This window comes from Aquipuribacter sp. SD81 (assembly GCF_037153975.1).
Classification (GTDB): Bacteria; Actinomycetota; Actinomycetes; order Actinomycetales; family JBBAYJ01; genus Aquipuribacter.
This window is the reverse complement of the sequence record NZ_JBBAYJ010000014.1, coordinates 1-14,590: the sequence shown is the minus strand read 5'-3', so window position 1 is coordinate 14,590 and position 14,590 is coordinate 1. Positions and strand designations below refer to the sequence as shown.

11 protein-coding genes are annotated in these 14,590 nt (G+C 77.6%); 7 read left to right on the top strand and 4 right to left on the bottom strand.

The genetic code is table 11. From position 1 onward, the window contains the following. Positions 1–233: 233 nt before the first annotated feature. Positions 234–779: a YbaK/EbsC family protein gene (locus WAA21_RS09965; protein WP_336922641.1), complete on the bottom strand. Its 546-nt coding sequence runs from the start codon at positions 777–779 to the stop codon at positions 234–236. Positions 780–913: 134 nt separating this feature from the next. Here WAA21_RS09965 and WAA21_RS09960 point away from each other — a divergent pair, with 134 nt between their 5' ends. The 6 genes from WAA21_RS09960 to WAA21_RS09935 all read left to right on the top strand — a co-directional run bounded on the left by WAA21_RS09960 (position 914) and on the right by WAA21_RS09935 (position 8,661). Further along, positions 914–1,309, top strand: coding sequence for a DUF6504 family protein (locus tag WAA21_RS09960; RefSeq protein WP_336922639.1), 396 nt, complete (start codon positions 914–916; stop codon positions 1,307–1,309). Then, positions 1,309–1,794 carry an SAV_6107 family HEPN domain-containing protein gene (locus tag WAA21_RS09955; RefSeq protein WP_336922638.1) on the top strand — a complete coding sequence of 162 codons (486 nt, stop codon included), beginning with the start codon at positions 1,309–1,311 and terminating at the stop codon, positions 1,792–1,794. Before WAA21_RS09960 ends, WAA21_RS09955 begins: the two co-directional genes overlap by 1 nt. Before the next feature lie 54 nt (positions 1,795–1,848). After that, complete coding sequence (locus tag WAA21_RS09950; RefSeq protein ID WP_336922637.1) at positions 1,849–5,955, top strand: DNA polymerase III subunit alpha; 4,107 nt, start codon at positions 1,849–1,851, stop codon at positions 5,953–5,955. 46 nt (positions 5,956–6,001) lie between these two features. After that, positions 6,002–6,787 carry a class I SAM-dependent methyltransferase gene (locus tag WAA21_RS09945; RefSeq protein ID WP_336922636.1) on the top strand — a complete coding sequence of 262 codons (786 nt, stop codon included), beginning with the start codon at positions 6,002–6,004 and terminating at the stop codon, positions 6,785–6,787. Positions 6,788–6,793: 6 nt separating this feature from the next. Further along, entirely contained in the window at positions 6,794–8,110 is a 1,317-nt protein-coding gene (gene dinB / locus WAA21_RS09940; RefSeq protein WP_336922635.1) for a DNA polymerase IV, read from the top strand. Positions 8,111–8,268: 158 nt separating this feature from the next. Then, a complete protein-coding gene (locus WAA21_RS09935) occupies positions 8,269–8,661 on the top strand; it encodes a DUF3040 domain-containing protein (RefSeq protein ID WP_336922634.1) in 393 nt (130 codons plus the stop codon). Between the two features lie 244 nt (positions 8,662–8,905). Here WAA21_RS09935 and WAA21_RS09930 read toward each other — a convergent pair whose 3' ends face one another. From WAA21_RS09930 to WAA21_RS09920, 3 genes are read right to left on the bottom strand one after another with little or no spacing between them, the layout of a single operon-like run. After that, positions 8,906–11,299: a transglutaminase family protein gene (locus WAA21_RS09930; RefSeq protein WP_336922633.1), complete on the bottom strand. Its 2,394-nt coding sequence runs from the start codon at positions 11,297–11,299 to the stop codon at positions 8,906–8,908. Continuing rightward, positions 11,296–12,588, bottom strand: coding sequence for a DUF58 domain-containing protein (locus WAA21_RS09925; protein WP_336922632.1), 1,293 nt, complete (start codon positions 12,586–12,588; stop codon positions 11,296–11,298). Before WAA21_RS09925 ends, WAA21_RS09930 begins: the two co-directional genes overlap by 4 nt. 11 nt (positions 12,589–12,599) lie before the next feature. Next, entirely contained in the window at positions 12,600–13,574 is a 975-nt protein-coding gene (locus WAA21_RS09920; RefSeq protein ID WP_336922631.1) for an AAA family ATPase, read from the bottom strand. A gap of 372 nt (positions 13,575–13,946) precedes the next feature. Between WAA21_RS09920 and mraZ the strand changes: the two genes are divergently transcribed. Then, complete coding sequence (gene mraZ, locus WAA21_RS09915; protein ID WP_336922630.1) at positions 13,947–14,378, top strand: division/cell wall cluster transcriptional repressor MraZ; 432 nt, start codon at positions 13,947–13,949, stop codon at positions 14,376–14,378. The last annotated feature ends 212 nt before the right edge of the window (positions 14,379–14,590 follow it).

Below are 14,590 nucleotides of genomic sequence, written 5' to 3'. Positions count from 1 at the left end.
TCACGACGGGGGCTGGGTCCGGAGGGTCGACACGCCGTCCGGGAGGGCCAGGACCCAGCACTCGTGCGGGTGCGACGAGTGCTGGGTCCCGCACGTGCGCGTCGGCGTGTCGCCGGGCGGGAGCCAGCACCCGTCGTGAGCGCCGCGCGAGGGGCCCGGCTGCGCCGCTCGTCCGACCGCGCGGCTCCGGGACGGCTCGGACGCCGGGGACGGGTGCGGCTCCGGGGGGCGGCTCAGCCGGTCGCCGGGGCGGCGGACACGGTGGCGCTCGTGCCGCCCGTGATGCGCACGAGCTCGTCGTGGGTGGTGGGGAACACGGCGTGCGGGTGCCCGGCGGCGGCCCACACCTCGCCGAGGTGGGCGAGGTCGGCGTCGACGAGGGTCGGCAGCTCGTGCGTGTGCCCGACGGGGGCGACCCCGCCGATGACGAAGCCGGTCGACTGCCGGACGAGCCCGGCGTCGGCCTTGCCGACGGAGGCGACGTCGAGCGCCCGTGCGACGAGGTCGGTGTCGACGCGGTGCCCGCCGGAGGCCAGGACGAGGACGGGGAAGGGGTCGTCGCCGCCGACGGCGTCGTGGTGGGGCTGCGCGACGAAGACGAGCGAGTTCGCGATCTGCGCGACGCCGACCCCCAGGCTCGCGGCGGCCTCGGCCGCGGTGCGGGCGCCGGAGTCGAGGGTGCGGATGCGCTCGGCGGCGTCGTCGACGCCCGCGGCGTGCAGGGCGGCGCGGACCCGGCCGACGCCGGCGTGGCTGGTGAGGTCGAGCGGCTCGGTCACGGAGCAGAGCCTAGGAGGCGGGCGACACGCCGGAGCGGTGGACGTCGACCGGGCTCGGTCCTACTCTTCGAACACGCGTTCGTTCGAACACAGGTTCGATCATGGACGAGGTCCGGGGAGCGAGGAGGTCCATCGTGCGCCGCTACGACGAGCAGGTCCAGGTGAGGGTCGTCGACCCCGGTGACGGGTCGCCCGCGAGGCCGGACGCCTTCATCTGGCGCGACCGCCTCCACGTCGTCACCACCGTCCTCGCCGACTGGCTGGAGCGGGAGGCGTGGTGGGAGGTCGACGTCCGCCGTGGCGAGCCGCTGCCCTACGAACGGAGGGTCTGGCGGGTCGAGGCCGGTCCCGGTCGCTGGGCGGGCACGGCCGTGTACGACATCGCCCGCGTCGTGCCGCTCGACCGGCTGGTGCTCGCCGGTGCGGGTGCCGCGGCCGCGGGTGGTGCGGGGCACGACCCGGGCCGCGGGGCGGCCCCCGTCCGGCCCGCCGGCGAGGGGGAGTGGTGGCTGCTGTGCCGGTTGGACTGATGACGGGGCCGACCTCCCGGGTGCTCGAGGTCCGTGAGGCCGAGATCGCGCTCGTGGCCGTGCCGGGCGCCGCCGCGGTCGCGCTGCTCGACCGCGCCCGCGAGGGGCTGCAGGCGGCGGCCGTCGAGCTCGACGCCGGTGCCCGCTGGACCGGGGCGCACCTGGCGGCGCTGCGGGCGGCCACCGCCGTGCTCGCCGTCCGCGGCCGGCCCGGTCCCGCCCGCTCCCGGCCGCGCAGCGTGTGGCAGGTCCTGCCGCGCCTCGCCCCGGAGCTCACCGAGTGGGCGCAGTACCTCGGCACGCTCGGCGGGCCGGCCGGCGCCCATCAGCCCGGCCACGACCCCGCCCGCCACCACGCGCGCCACGACGCGCGCCAGGCCGACGACCTGCTCCGCGACGCCGAGCAGTTCCTGCGCGCCGTCAGCCGGTGCCTCGGGCTGCCGTGGCGCCCCGTCCTGCCGGACGTCGTGCCCGGCTCGCGCTGACCGCCCCCGGTCCGCTCACCACCACCCGCTCGCCACCACCTCCGGAGCCCCACCGTGCCGTTCACCCACCTCCACGTCGCCTCCGGGTACTCGCTGCGCCACGGCGCCTCAACCCCGGCGGCGCTCGTGGCGCGCGCGGTCGAGCACGGCATGGACGCGCTCGCCCTCACCGACCGCGACGGCTGCTACGGCGCGGTGAAGTTCGCCACCGCGTGCGCCGACGCGGGCATCGACCCGCTGCTCGGCACCGACCTCGCCCTCGAGCCGTCCGGGGCGCTCGCGGGGCTGCCGGCGTGGGCCGACCCGTCGGCGGCCGTCGCGGCCCGTGCCCGCCGCACCCCCGCCCGCGGCGGGGCGCAGGTCGACCCCCGCCACCCGCGCGCGACCGTCCTCGCCCTCGGCGCGGACCGGCGTGCCGGGCTGCCGGCCGGGGCCGGGTGGGCGCGGGTGTGCCGGCTCGTGTCCGCGACCCACGCCCGCGGCGAGCGGGGGCGGCCCGTGGCCACCGAGGACCTCCTCGTCTCCCACGCGCGCGACCCGCGCACCGGCGCCCCCGCGCTCGCGGTGCTGCTCGGCCCGCACTCCGAGGTCGGCCGCGCCGTGCTCGCCCGCCGCGACGACCTCGCGGTGCGGCTGCTGCGCCGCTGGGCGGACCGGCTGCCCGCCGGGAGCCTGTTCGTCGAGGTCGTCCACCACCGCGGCCCCCGCGACACCCCCGGCAGCGTCGGGCTCGCCGCCCGCATGCTCGCCGTCGCCGACGCCGCGGGCGTGCCCGCCGTCCTCACCAACGCCGTCCGCCACGTCGACGTCGGCGACGGGCTCACCGTCGACGTGCTCGACGCCGCCCGCCGCCTCGTGCGCCTGGACCCCCGCCACCTCGACCGGACGACGAGCGCAGGGCACCTCGCCGACGGCGCCGACATGGCCGCCCGCGCCCGCGAGGTCGCCGGCCTCGCCGCCGGGCTGCCCGGCAGCCGCGACGAGGACACCGGCCGGATCGCCGCCCGCCTGCTCGCCACCACCGCCGCGCTCGCCGACCGCTGCCGCCTCGACCCCGCCGCCGACCTGTCCGTCGGCTCGGTCCACCTGCCGGAGGCCGAGGTGCTCGGCCACGACGCGGGCACCGACCTGCAGGCCGTCCTCGCCGCACGCTGCCGCGAGGGCCTGGACCGGGTCTACGGCGGGCGCGGCGTGCCCACGCCGACCGGCCACGCGGGCCCCGCCGACATCGCCGCGCGCCTCGCCGACGAGCTCGACGTCGTCGCGCGGCTCGGCTTCGCCGGGTACTTCCTCACCGTCGCGGAGGTGTGCGACCTCACCCGCGGCCTCGGCGTCCGGGTCGCGGCGCGCGGGTCGGGCGCGGGCAGCCTCGTGTGCCACGTGCTCGGGATCTCCGGGGTCGACCCCGTCCGCCACGGCCTGCTCATGGAGCGGTTCCTGTCGCCGCTGCGCGCGACCCTGCCCGACGTCGACGTCGACGTGGAGTCCGCGCGGCGCAAGGAGGTGTACGACGCGGTCCTCGCGCGCTTCGGCGGCGACCGGGTCACGTGCGTGTCGATGATGGACACCTACCGGGTGCGCCACGCCGTGCGCGACGTGGGCGCCGCGCTCGGCATGCCGCCCACCGAGGTCGACGCCATCGCGACGTCGTTCCCGCACATCCGCGCGCGCGACGCCCGCCGGGCCATCGAGGAGCTGCCCGAGCTGCGCGCCTCCGGTCTCGGCTCCGGCGACCTCGACGCCTTCTTCGACCTCGTCGAGGCGGTCGACGGCCTGCCGCGCCACGTCGCCCTCCACCCGTGCGGGGTGATCCTGTCCGACGGCGGGCTGCTCGACCGCACGCCGGTCGAGCCCAGCTACGAGGGCTACCCCATGACCCAGCTCGACAAGGACGACGTCGAGGAGGTGGGGCTGCTCAAGCTCGACGTGCTCGGCATCCGCATGCAGTCGGCCATGGCCCACGCCGTCGCGGAGGTCGCCCGCGTCGACGGGGAGCACGTCGACCTCGACGACCGGTCGCAGGTGCCGCTGGACGACGACGACACGTACGCCCTCATCCGCTCGACCCGCACCCTCGGCTGCTTCCAGATCGAGTCGCCCGGGCAGCGCGAGCTCGTCGGCAAGTTCGCCCCCGACCGCTTCGAGGACGTCACCACCGACATCTCCCTGTTCCGCCCCGGCCCGGTCAAGTCCGACATGGTGACGCCGTTCCTGCGGGCCCGGCAGGGCTGGAACGCGCCCGAGTACCTCCACCCCGACCTCGAGCCCGTGCTCGCCGAGACCTACGGCGTCGTCGTGTTCCACGAGCAGGTCATCCGCATCGTCGCCGTCACGACCGGCTGCACCCTCGCGGAGGCCGACGAGGTGCGCCGCTCCATGGGCTCCACCGACGGCCAGGCCGCCGTCCAGCAGTGGTACGTGCCCACGGCCGTGCGCCGCGGCTACAGCCCCGAGACCGTCTCCCGGTTCTGGGAGGTGCTCAAGGCGTTCGCCTCGTTCGGGTTCTGCAAGGCCCACGCCGCCGCGTTCGCGCTGCCCACGTACCAGTCGGCGTGGCTCAAGCGGCACCACCCGGCCGCCTTCCTCTCCGGGGTGCTCACCCACGACCCCGGCATGTACCCCAAGCGGCTCGTGCTCGACGACGCCCGCCAGCTCGGCATCGCGGTGCTCGGCCTCGACGTCAACGCCTCCGACGGCACGTACCGGGTGGAGAAGGTCGCCCCCTGGGACGAGCCGCCACCGGGCGTGCTCGGCGCCCCGCCCCGGGAGGCACCCCGCACCCCGGGCCTGCCCGACGCCCGCGGCTACGGCATCCGGCTGTCGCTTGCCGACGTCAAGGGCATCTCCGACGCCGAGGTCGCGCGCATCGTCGCCGGGCGGCCCTACGGCTCGCTCGCGGACTTCTGGCACCGGGCGGGGGTCTCGCGGCCCGTCGCGGAGCGGCTCGTCATGGCCGGCGCGTTCGACGAGCTGTACGGGCTCACCGGCCGGGTGCTCGGCCCGGGGCCGGCCGGGGGAGCGGGCTACGCCGTCCCCACCCGCAGGCGCGGCCGGGTCACGCGGCGCGACCTGCTCCTGCAGGTCGCCGAGCTCGACCGCTGGAGCCGGTCGGTCGCGCGCTCGGGACGGGCGGGCGGGCGGGGCGTCGCCCGCCCCGGCCGCCGGGTGGCCGGCACGACGGCCGGGCACATGGCCGAGCAGGAGGCGCCGCCCGCCGCGCAGCTCGCCCTCGACCTCGGCGACGCGCCCGACGAGACCGTCGGCACCGACCTGCCCGACATGACGAGCGCGGAGCGCGTCGTCGCCGAGCTCGACGTGCTCGGCCTCGACGCCTCCCGCCACGTCCTCGACTTCTACGCCCCGCTGCTCAGCGCGCTCGGCGTCACCCGCAGCCCCGACCTCGTGGGGCAGCGCAGCCGCAGCGAGCTGCTCGTCGCCGGGGTCAAGGTCGCGACCCAGACCCCGCCGATCCGCTCGGGGCGCCGGGTCGTGTTCCTCACCCTCGACGACGCCACCGGCGCGGTCGACGCGACGTTCTTCGAGGACGTGCAGGGCCCGTACGCCGCCACGGTGTTCCACTCGTGGCTGCTGCTCGTGCGCGGCGTGCTGCGGCGGACCGGCCCACGCGGGGTGTCGCTGCGCGCGACGGGGGCGTGGGAGCTGCCGGTGCTGTGGCAGGCGTGGAAGGACGGCGGCCTCGAGGCCGTCCACGCGCTGCTCGACACGGTCCCCGCCGGCTTCGACCTCGACGCGGCCGCGCTCGACGGCGCCGTCGCGGGCGCCGCGGCCAGCCGCTCGAGCCGGCCCGTCCTCGTCCGCCCGCCCGTCGGGACCATGGCGAGCACGGCCTCGCTGCCGTCCGGCACCGGCCCGGGCCGCACCGACGGCGGCGAGAACGCCGGCGGCATGGGCGGCACCCGGCGGCGGGTGCTCGTGCACGCGAGCGGCTTCGTGCAGTCCCCGTACGCCGACATCAAGCCGGCCGGGGTGAGCGGGCGCGAGCCGCGCAAGCTCGCGGAGGAGGCCCGGGCGCAGCGGGAGCGCGCGCAGCGCGAGCGGGCCGAGCGGGGCGACCAGCCGGGCCGGACGGCGGGGGAGGGCGGCTCCCGCTCGGCCCCGCGCCGGCTGTGGCACGCCAGCCAGGGGAGCTCCGGGCGGTGAGCGCGAGCGTCCCCACGGCGTCGGTCCCGGCTCGTAGGCTGGCGCCGTGCCCGACACCGCCTCCCCGCGCCGCGAGCGGCGCTCCACCCGCGCCGCGCTGCGGGCGGCGGCGGTCGACGCGCTCGTCGAGCCGGTCCTGGCCCGCGCGCAGCGCGAGACCGGCGGGCACGAGGGCCGCGCCCTCGTCGTCGACCTCGGCGGCGGCGCCGGCACGTACTCGGTGCGCCTCGCCGAGCACGGCCACGACGTCGTCGTCGTCGACCCCAGCCCGGACGCGCTGGCCGCGCTGGACCGCCGGGCCCGTGAGGCCGGCGTCGCCGAGCGAGTCCGCGGGCACCAGGGCGACGCCCGCCAGCTGGCCGGGCTGCTCGAGCGCCCGGTCGACGTGCTGCTGTGCCACGACGTGCTCGAGCTCGTCGACGACCCCGCCGCCACCCTCGCCGACGTCGCGGGCGTCCTGGGCCCCGGCGGCTCGCTCAGCCTGCTCACCGCGCAGCGCTCCGGTGCGGTCGCGCTGCGGGCCGCCGCCGGCCGGGTCGAGGAGGCGCTCGCGGTCCTCACCGACCCCGACGGCCGGGCCGGTCCCGACGACCCGCTGCTGCGGCGCCTGGACGCCGCCGCCACCGCCGACCTGCTCCGTCACGCGGGCCTGGCCGTCGTCGACGTCGTCGGTGTCCCCGTCCTCGCCGACCTCGTCCCCGAGGCCGTCGTCGACCCGGACCCGCGGCTGCGCGAGGCGCTGCAGCGGCTCGAGGCCGCCGCGCTCGGGCACGCCGACCTCCGCGGCGTCGCCTCGCACCTGCACTGGCACGCCGTCCGCGCAGGCGGCTGAGGCCCCGTGAGCCGCCGGCAGGTCGGGCGCGCCGACGGCCGCGCCGCCGAGCTGGGGCTGTCCGGCGACGACGCCGGCTGCACGGTGCTGCACGCCGACATGGACGCCTTCTACGCCTCCGTCGAGCTGCGCAGCCGGCCCGACCTGCTCGGGCAGCCCGTCATCGTGGGCGGCGGCACGCGCGGGGTCGTGCTGTCGGCGACGTACGAGGCCCGCCGCAGCGGCGTCCACGCCGCCATGCCGATGGCCCGCGCACGGCGGCTGTGCCCGCAGGCGGTCGTCCTGCAGCCGCACCACGAGACGTACTCCGAGGTGTCCCGCGGCGTCATGGAGGTGTTCCGCTCCGTCACCCCGCTCGTGGAGCCGCTCAGCCTCGACGAGGCCTTCCTCGACGTGGCCGGGGCGCTCCGCCGGCTCGGGAGCCCCACCGCCATCGCCCGCCAGGTACGCGACCGCATCGCCGACGAGCAGGGCATCACGTGCTCCGTCGGGGTGGCGAGCACGAAGTTCGTCGCCAAGCTCGCGAGCTCCGCCGCCAAGCCCGACGGCCTGCTCGTCGTGCCCGTCGCCGACACCGTGCCGTTCGTCCACAGCCTGCCGGTCGGCGACCTGTGGGGGGTCGGCCCGCGCACCCAGGAGGTGCTGGAGCGCCTGGGCCTGCGGACCGTCGCCGACCTCGCCCACACGCCGCTGCGCACGCTGGAGCGTGCGCTCGGGCAGGCGCAGGGTGCGCACCTGCACGAGCTCGCGTGGGGCCGCGACCCGCGACGGGTCGTGCCGGAGACACCCGGCAAGAGCATCGGGGCCGACGAGACCTTCGCCCGCGACGTCGACGACCCGCGGATCGTCCACCGCGAGATCCTGCGGCTGTCGGAGAAGGTCGCCGCCCGCGTGCGCGGCGACGGCAAGGTCGGCCGGACGGTCGTGCTCAAGGTGCGCTTCGCCGACTTCACGACCATCACGCGCTCGCGGACGCTGCGGACGCCGACCGACGTGTCCCGCGACGTGCACGCCGCGGCCGTCGCCGCCTTCGACGGGCTCGGGCTCGACCGCGCCCGGATCCGGCTCGTGGGGGTGCGGCTCGAGGGCCTGCAGGACGCGGCCGAGGCCCCGCTCCAGCTCGAGCTGGGCGCGCCGGAGCAGGGGTGGCGCGACGCCGAGCAGGCCGTCGACCGGCTCAGCCGCCGCTTCGGGGCGGGGGTGGTCCGACCGGGCACGCTCGTGGACCGCCGACGGGTGGGCCTCACCGCGGCGCCGGACGGCTCGCGCGGCGAACCGGTCCCGGACGGGCGCGGTTACGAGCCGTCGGGGCGGGGTACCTGACCGGCGGGCACTCCTCACGTCCGGGGGACGTTGTGCCGATGAGGAAAGCAGTGAGGACCACAGCAGGACGATGGTCGTGGCCGGAGGTACCGCGAGGTGTCGCGGGACGGAACGCGCGTCTATCCTTGACCCGACCAACGAGAGCCAGGAGGTCGACGGTGCCGCTCTCCGACCACGAGCAGAAGCTCCTCGCCCAGATGGAGGAGGCGCTGTACGCCGAGGACCCCAAGTTCGCCACGACGCTGACGGGGCGGGCACGCGGTGTCGGGAGCCTGTCGCGCGCGCTCGTCGGGCTCGGCTCCGTCGTCGTCGGCCTCACGCTCGTCATCGTCGGCATCGCCGCCGGCGGGCTGCTGTGGCTCAGCGTCATCGGTTTCGTGATCATGTTCGGTGGCGTCGTCTTCGCCGTGGCCGCACCCGCCCGCGGGGGCTCGGTCAGCAAGGGTGCCAAGGTCGGCCGCGAACGCCAGGCCGCACCGGGCAAGGGCCGCTCGTCGTTCGTGCAGCGGATGGAGGAGCGCTGGGAGCGGCGCTCCGAGGGCGGCTTCTGACCCCCTGACCCACCCCGTCCGCCGGCCTGCGTGTGCCGGCGCGGCCTGCTCCCCGCCCGCGACCGCCCCCAGGGCTGCACTGCAGGTGTGAGGCCCAGGTTCGTGGCCCCTCGACGCCGTGAGGGCTGCACTGCAGGCGTGGGGTCCGGGTTCGTGGCTCGTCGACCGCCGTGAGGGCTGCACTGCAGGCGTGGGGCCCGGGTTCGTGGCCCGTCTCCCGGCCCGGCCCGGCGCGTGGTCCGCGTCAGCGCCGGGGCGCCGTCACCCGTCGGTCGTCCCCGTCCGCCCGACCCGCCCGGCCTTCGCGGCGGGACCCGCCGACCCTCGCGCCGGTGTCCCGCGTCGACGTGGCCGGCGCGCTCAGGTCCGGCGACGGCGCCGGGAACCACGTCGCGACGACGCGCTGCCGCCAGGACCGGCGCTCCCGGATCGCGGCCAGCACCGTCGCCACGTCGTCGTCGAGGTCGCGGGACGGCGCCGGTTCCGCGGCGTACAGCGCCCGCTCCCACGCCTCCACCAGCCGCGACAGCGCGGCGGCCGCCGGCTCCGGCAGGGGCGGGCGGCCACCGCCGGTCTCCCTCGCCGCCAGCGCCCGCGCCTGGGTCCGGGCCGTCGTGCCCGGGGGCAGCGACTCGAGGTCGGCGAGGCGCTCCAGCAGCTCCGTCCACGCGGCGACGGCGCGCTCGGCGTCGTCGTCCCCGGCCAGGCGGGCGCGACGACGCGAGCGCCACCAGCGCCATGCGCGCGGCACGGCGAGCACGACGAGCACGACGGCGAGGCCACCGAGCCACCCGGCGACCACGCCCGCGAGCTCGGCGACGCGGTCCAGCAGCCCGGTGCCGGCGCCCGCGCCGCCCTGGGCGACGTCCTGCTCGGGCCGCTGCTCCTCCGGCAGCTGCGACGGCGCGGACGGCCGGTCCTCGGGTGCGGCGTCGGCGGGGTCGGACTGCGGGACGGCCCACTCCGGCGGCGCCCCGGTGCGCCCGGCGGGGGTGGGCTCGAAGCGCACCCACCCGACGCCGTCGAAGTACAGCTCGGGCCAGGCGTGCGCGTCGTTCGCACGGACCTCCCACTGCCCCGGCTCGGTCTCCTCGCCGGGGAGGAAGCCGACCCCGAGCCGGGCGGGGATGCCGAGCGAGCGGGCCATGAGCGCCATGGTCGAGGCGAACTGCACGCAGTAGCCCCGGCGGTCCTCGAGGAAGGCGGCGACGGCGTCGCGGTCCGTCGTGCTGGGCGCGTCGAGGGAGTACGTGAAGCCGCCGAAGTTGCGGAACCACTGCTGCAGCGCGAGCGCCTGCCCGTAGCGGTCGTCCGCGTCCGCGGTCACGCGCTCGGCGACGGGCAGGACGACCTCGCTCACACCGTCCGGCAGCTCCGTCCACGTCGGGTCGAGCCCCTCGCCGTCCCCCTCGGGTGCCCCGGCCAGCTGCGCGGGGTCCGGGCGGACGTCGTAGTGGCGGACCCCGTACGAGAGGCCCTCCGTCGTCTGCTCGGTCGAGACGACGTTGAGCGTCCGGGCGTCGTAGCGCCACTCGCCGGCCACGTCGACCTCGGCCGCGGGGTAGGGCAGCGGCAGGTAGCTCTGGGCGAGGCCGCCGACCGACACCGACGTCGACACCAGCGGGGACGCGCCGAGCACCTCGGCGCTCGCCCCCGGCGGGGCGGGCAGCCCGTCGCCGACCTGCTGGTCCGCGGGCGGGGTCTCGCCGGAGGGCTCCCACAGCGCCCCGTCGAACACGTCGGCGGTCACGATGCGCAGCGGGTCCGGGTCCTCCGCGGTCGTGGCGTAGCGGATGAGGACCGTGTCGGACTGGGCTTCGAGGTCGGCGCGGATGTCGAGGAACGGGTTGACCGTCCGCGCCCCGCCGGCACCCTCGCCGAAGCGCTCGTCGACGAGGCGCTGCAGCCGGTCGGTGGACGCGCCCGGCACGACGACCGGGACGAGGGCGCCGAGCGCGACGGCGACCGCGGCGGTCACGGCCGCGGCCCGCACGAGGTGCTCGGCCACGCCGGAGGGCACGGCGGACCCGCCCGCGCTGCGGCGGGTGAGGACCTGCCCCCACGAGCGGACCCGGCCGTCGGCGTCGCTCAGGGTCATGGCGAGGTAGCCCGCCGCGGCGGCGAGGTAGCCGACGAGCCCGATGCCCCGGGGCGTCAGCGCCGTCGCCACGCAGACCACGAGCAGCAGCGGCAGGCCCGCCGCCCCCGGGCGGCGCAGCGGCCCGGCGATCGTCACCGTGACCAGCGCCACCGCCGCCGCGGCCGCGGTTAGGAGCGCGACGATGCCGGCGTCGACGGGCGCGGGCGCCACCACCTGCTCCGTCGTCGCGACCCCCCGCCCGGCCAGCAGGACGAGCGCCTCCACCGAGTCGCGGGTCGGCACGAAGCCGCCGAGCAGCGCCTCGCCCGGCACGAGCAGGGCCGTCGTCACGACGACACCCGCGAGCGCGCCGACGGGGAAGCCGAGCCAGCGGGGCAGCTCCGCGAGCGCGACGCCGGCGACGGCCAGCGAGACGGCGGCCACGACGAGCACGACGGGCTGCAGCCACGTCCGGTCCGCCAGCAGCGGCGCGAGCACGAGCAGCGTCATGACGGTGGCGAGCCCGGCCAGGAGGGGCGCGCGGACGTCGCGGCTCACGCGTGCACCCCGGCCCCGGCCTCCAGCCGGGCCCACACGTCGGCCAGCGGCTCCCCGGCCCGCCACACCGCCACCCGCCAGCCCGCGTCGGCGAGCCGGGAGACGGCGGCGTCGTGACGCTCGCGCAGGCCGCGCGCCCGGCCGGGCGACAGCTGCTCCCACGTCGTCGTCTCGCACACGAGGGCCGCCCGGACCGCGTCGCGGCACGAGCCGGCGAGGTTCTCGACGTCCTCCGGGCCGACCTCGCCGAGCACGGCGACGACGGTCGAGGGCACGTAGCGCGGCAGCTGCTCCACGGCGTCGCCGAGCCGGTCGGCGCCGCCGGCCCGCACGAGGGCGAGACGGTCCAGCGCGTCCTCGACCGGGTCGTCGTCGGCGGCGTCGCGGTGGGCGCTGTCGTGCGACGACAGCAGCGGCTCCTGCCCGTCGCCGAGCAGGACGACCCGCTGGCCGAGGTCCGAGGCGTGCACCGCGAGGGACGCGGCGGCGCTCACGACGTCCTCCAGCGAGGACGCGTCCCCCTCTCCGCGGTGGGCCTCGGCGCGGGTGTCGACGACCACGACGGCGTTGTGGTCCTGCGGGTGCATGTCCGGGCGGACCATGAGCTCGCCGCGCCGCGCCGTCGTGGGCCAGTGCACGCGCCGCAGGTCGTCGCCCTGGCGGTACTCGCGGACGTTGAGGTCGGCGTCGCCGGCCACCCCGGCCCCGCCGAGGTCGCTGTCGCCGCCGCGACCGGTGCGCCGCACCGGCAGGACGCCCGGGAGCTCGTGGACGACGGGCCGCACGAGCAGCTCGTCGGTGCTCGTGGCCTCCCACGTCCGCTCGACCAGCCCGAACGGCTCGACGCTCACGAGCCGCGCGGGGCCCACCGCGTAGCGGCCGCGGCGCGCGGCGAGCAGCCGGTAGGCGACGCGCGCGGCCTCCCGCGGGCGCAGCGGCGGCAGCACGACGCGGGTGGAGGCGACGAGGCCGGCCGGCAGGGTGTCCTCCAGCAGGAGCAGCGGCGTGCGCCGGCCCGCGCGGTTCACCACCTCGACGTGCACGTCGACGTGCTCGCCGACGCTGCCGCGCGGCGGGTCGGTGACGCGGGTCACCGCGAGGTGCAGCTGCTGGGCGGCCATGACGAGGACGACGACGACCGGCAGCACCGCCAGCAGGGCCGCGACCCGGACGAGGTCGGACTGCCCGAGCAGCAGCGCGCACGCGAACGCGACGACGCCGGCGGTGAGGAAGGACGTGCCCCGGGCGGTGAGCCCGGACCACGCGCTGCGCAGGTCGGTGAGCCGCACGACCGGCGCGCCTAGCCGCGTGCCCCGGGCGCCGCCGTCCGCGCGACGACCTCGGCCACGACCTCCACCGGGTCCTTGCGCCCCGACCGGCCGCGGGCGCTCGGCAGGAGACGGTGGGCGAGCACGGGGCCCGCCAGCGCGCGCACGTCGTCGGGCAGCACGTGGTCGCGCCCGTGCAGCGCGGCGAGCGCCCGGCCCGCCCGCACCAGCTGCAGGCCCGCGCGGGGCGAGGCCCCCAGCCGGAGGTCCGGGTGGTGCCGGGTCGCCGAGACGAGGTCGAGGACGAAGCGGCGCAGGGCGTCGGAGACGTGCACGGTGCGCACCGCGCCGATGGCCCGGCGGACCGCGTCGGCGTCGGCGACCGGGTGCAGCCCCAGCAGAGGGTCGGCGCCGACGTGGCTGTCGAGCAGCTGCAGCTCGTCGGCCTCCCGCGGGTAGCCCATCGACACCCGGGCCATGAAGCGGTCGCGCTGGGCCTCCGGCAGCGGGTAGGTGCCGTCCATCTCGACGGGGTTCTGCGTCGCCACGACGAGGAACGGCGGCGGCAGCGGGTACGTGGTCCCGTCGACCGTGACCTGCTGCTCCTCCATGGACTCCAGCAGCGCCGACTGCGTCTTCGGGGAGGCGCGGTTGATCTCGTCGCCGATGACGACGTTGGCGAAGACGGCGCCAGGCCGGAACTCGAAGTCCGCGCGCTCCTGGTTCCAGATGCTCACGCCCGTGACGTCGCTCGGGAGCAGGTCGGGCGTGAACTGGATGCGCCGCACCGAGCAGTCGATGCTGCGCGCCAGGGTCTTCGCCAGCAGCGTCTTGCCGACGCCGGGCACGTCCTCCACCAGCAGGTGCCCCTCGGCGAGCAGGCAGACGAGCGCGACGTCGACGACGTCGTCCTTGCCCACGACCACCCGTCGCACCGCCTGACGGACCGCCCCGGCTGTCGCCGCGGCCTCCGCCAGGGTCGGTGCCTGCCCCTCCACCGTCGTCATCGACCCTCCGTCGTCCGGTACCGCCCCGATCGTCGCACGGCGGCGACGCGGGCGGGACGGCGTGCCCCGGCCCGGCCCCGCCGCCGCGCACCCCCGCGCTCCACACCGCTCCACCACCGCTCGTCCGGAGCCGGCGCCCGGGCCCACCGGCGGACGCCGGAGGGTGACGGCGCAGGTCAGCGGGTCGTCGCGGTGCCGGCACGGTGGCGGGCGCGTCGCGCCGTCGGTCGGGTGACGACGGCGCACCGGCGCGCCCGCGCGGCGCTGAGCAGCAGGTTCTCAAGTTGGTGGAGTGTGCGACCGACGAAGTGGAGCGAAGTGGAGTAACGTGGAGTCCAGTGGTGGGCACCAGGGCGCGGGGAAGGAGGGCCGATGTTCCTCGGCACGTTCTCCCCGCGCCTCGACGACAAGAACCGGCTGATCCTCCCGGCGAAGTGGCGCCCCTCCTTCGAGAGCGGGATCGTCCTGACCCGCGGGCAGGAGCGCTGCGTGTTCGCCTTCGCGCGCTCGGCGTTCGAGTCGCTCGTCGACGAGCTCGCCGGTGCGCCGCTCACGAACAAGGACGCCCGCGACTACTCGCGCATGCTGCTCGCCGGCGCCCAGGACGAGGTGCCGGACAAGCAGGGCCGCATCACGGTCGCGCCGCTGCTGCGGGAGTACGCGGGCCTGACGCGCGACCTCGCCGTCCTCGGCGTCGGACGGCGCCTGGAGATCTGGGACGCCGCGACCTGGCAGCAGCTGCAGGAGCAGGGCGAGCAGGCCTTCTCCGAGCGCTCCACCGAGATCGTCCCGGGTGTCCTGTGAGCGCCGCCGGCCTCCTGGGCACCCGTCCCGGGCACGTCCGCCCGTCGCGGCCTCCCGTCGCCGCCGACGTCCTGGCGCACCTTCCCCGGTGCCAGGCCGTCGCGCGGCGACGGGGGACCGCGCCGGGCGGCCACCGGCCCGCCCGGCCCGCCCAGCCCGCCCGACCCGCCCAGCCCGCCCGACCCGCCCGGCCCGCCCGACCCGCCCAGCCC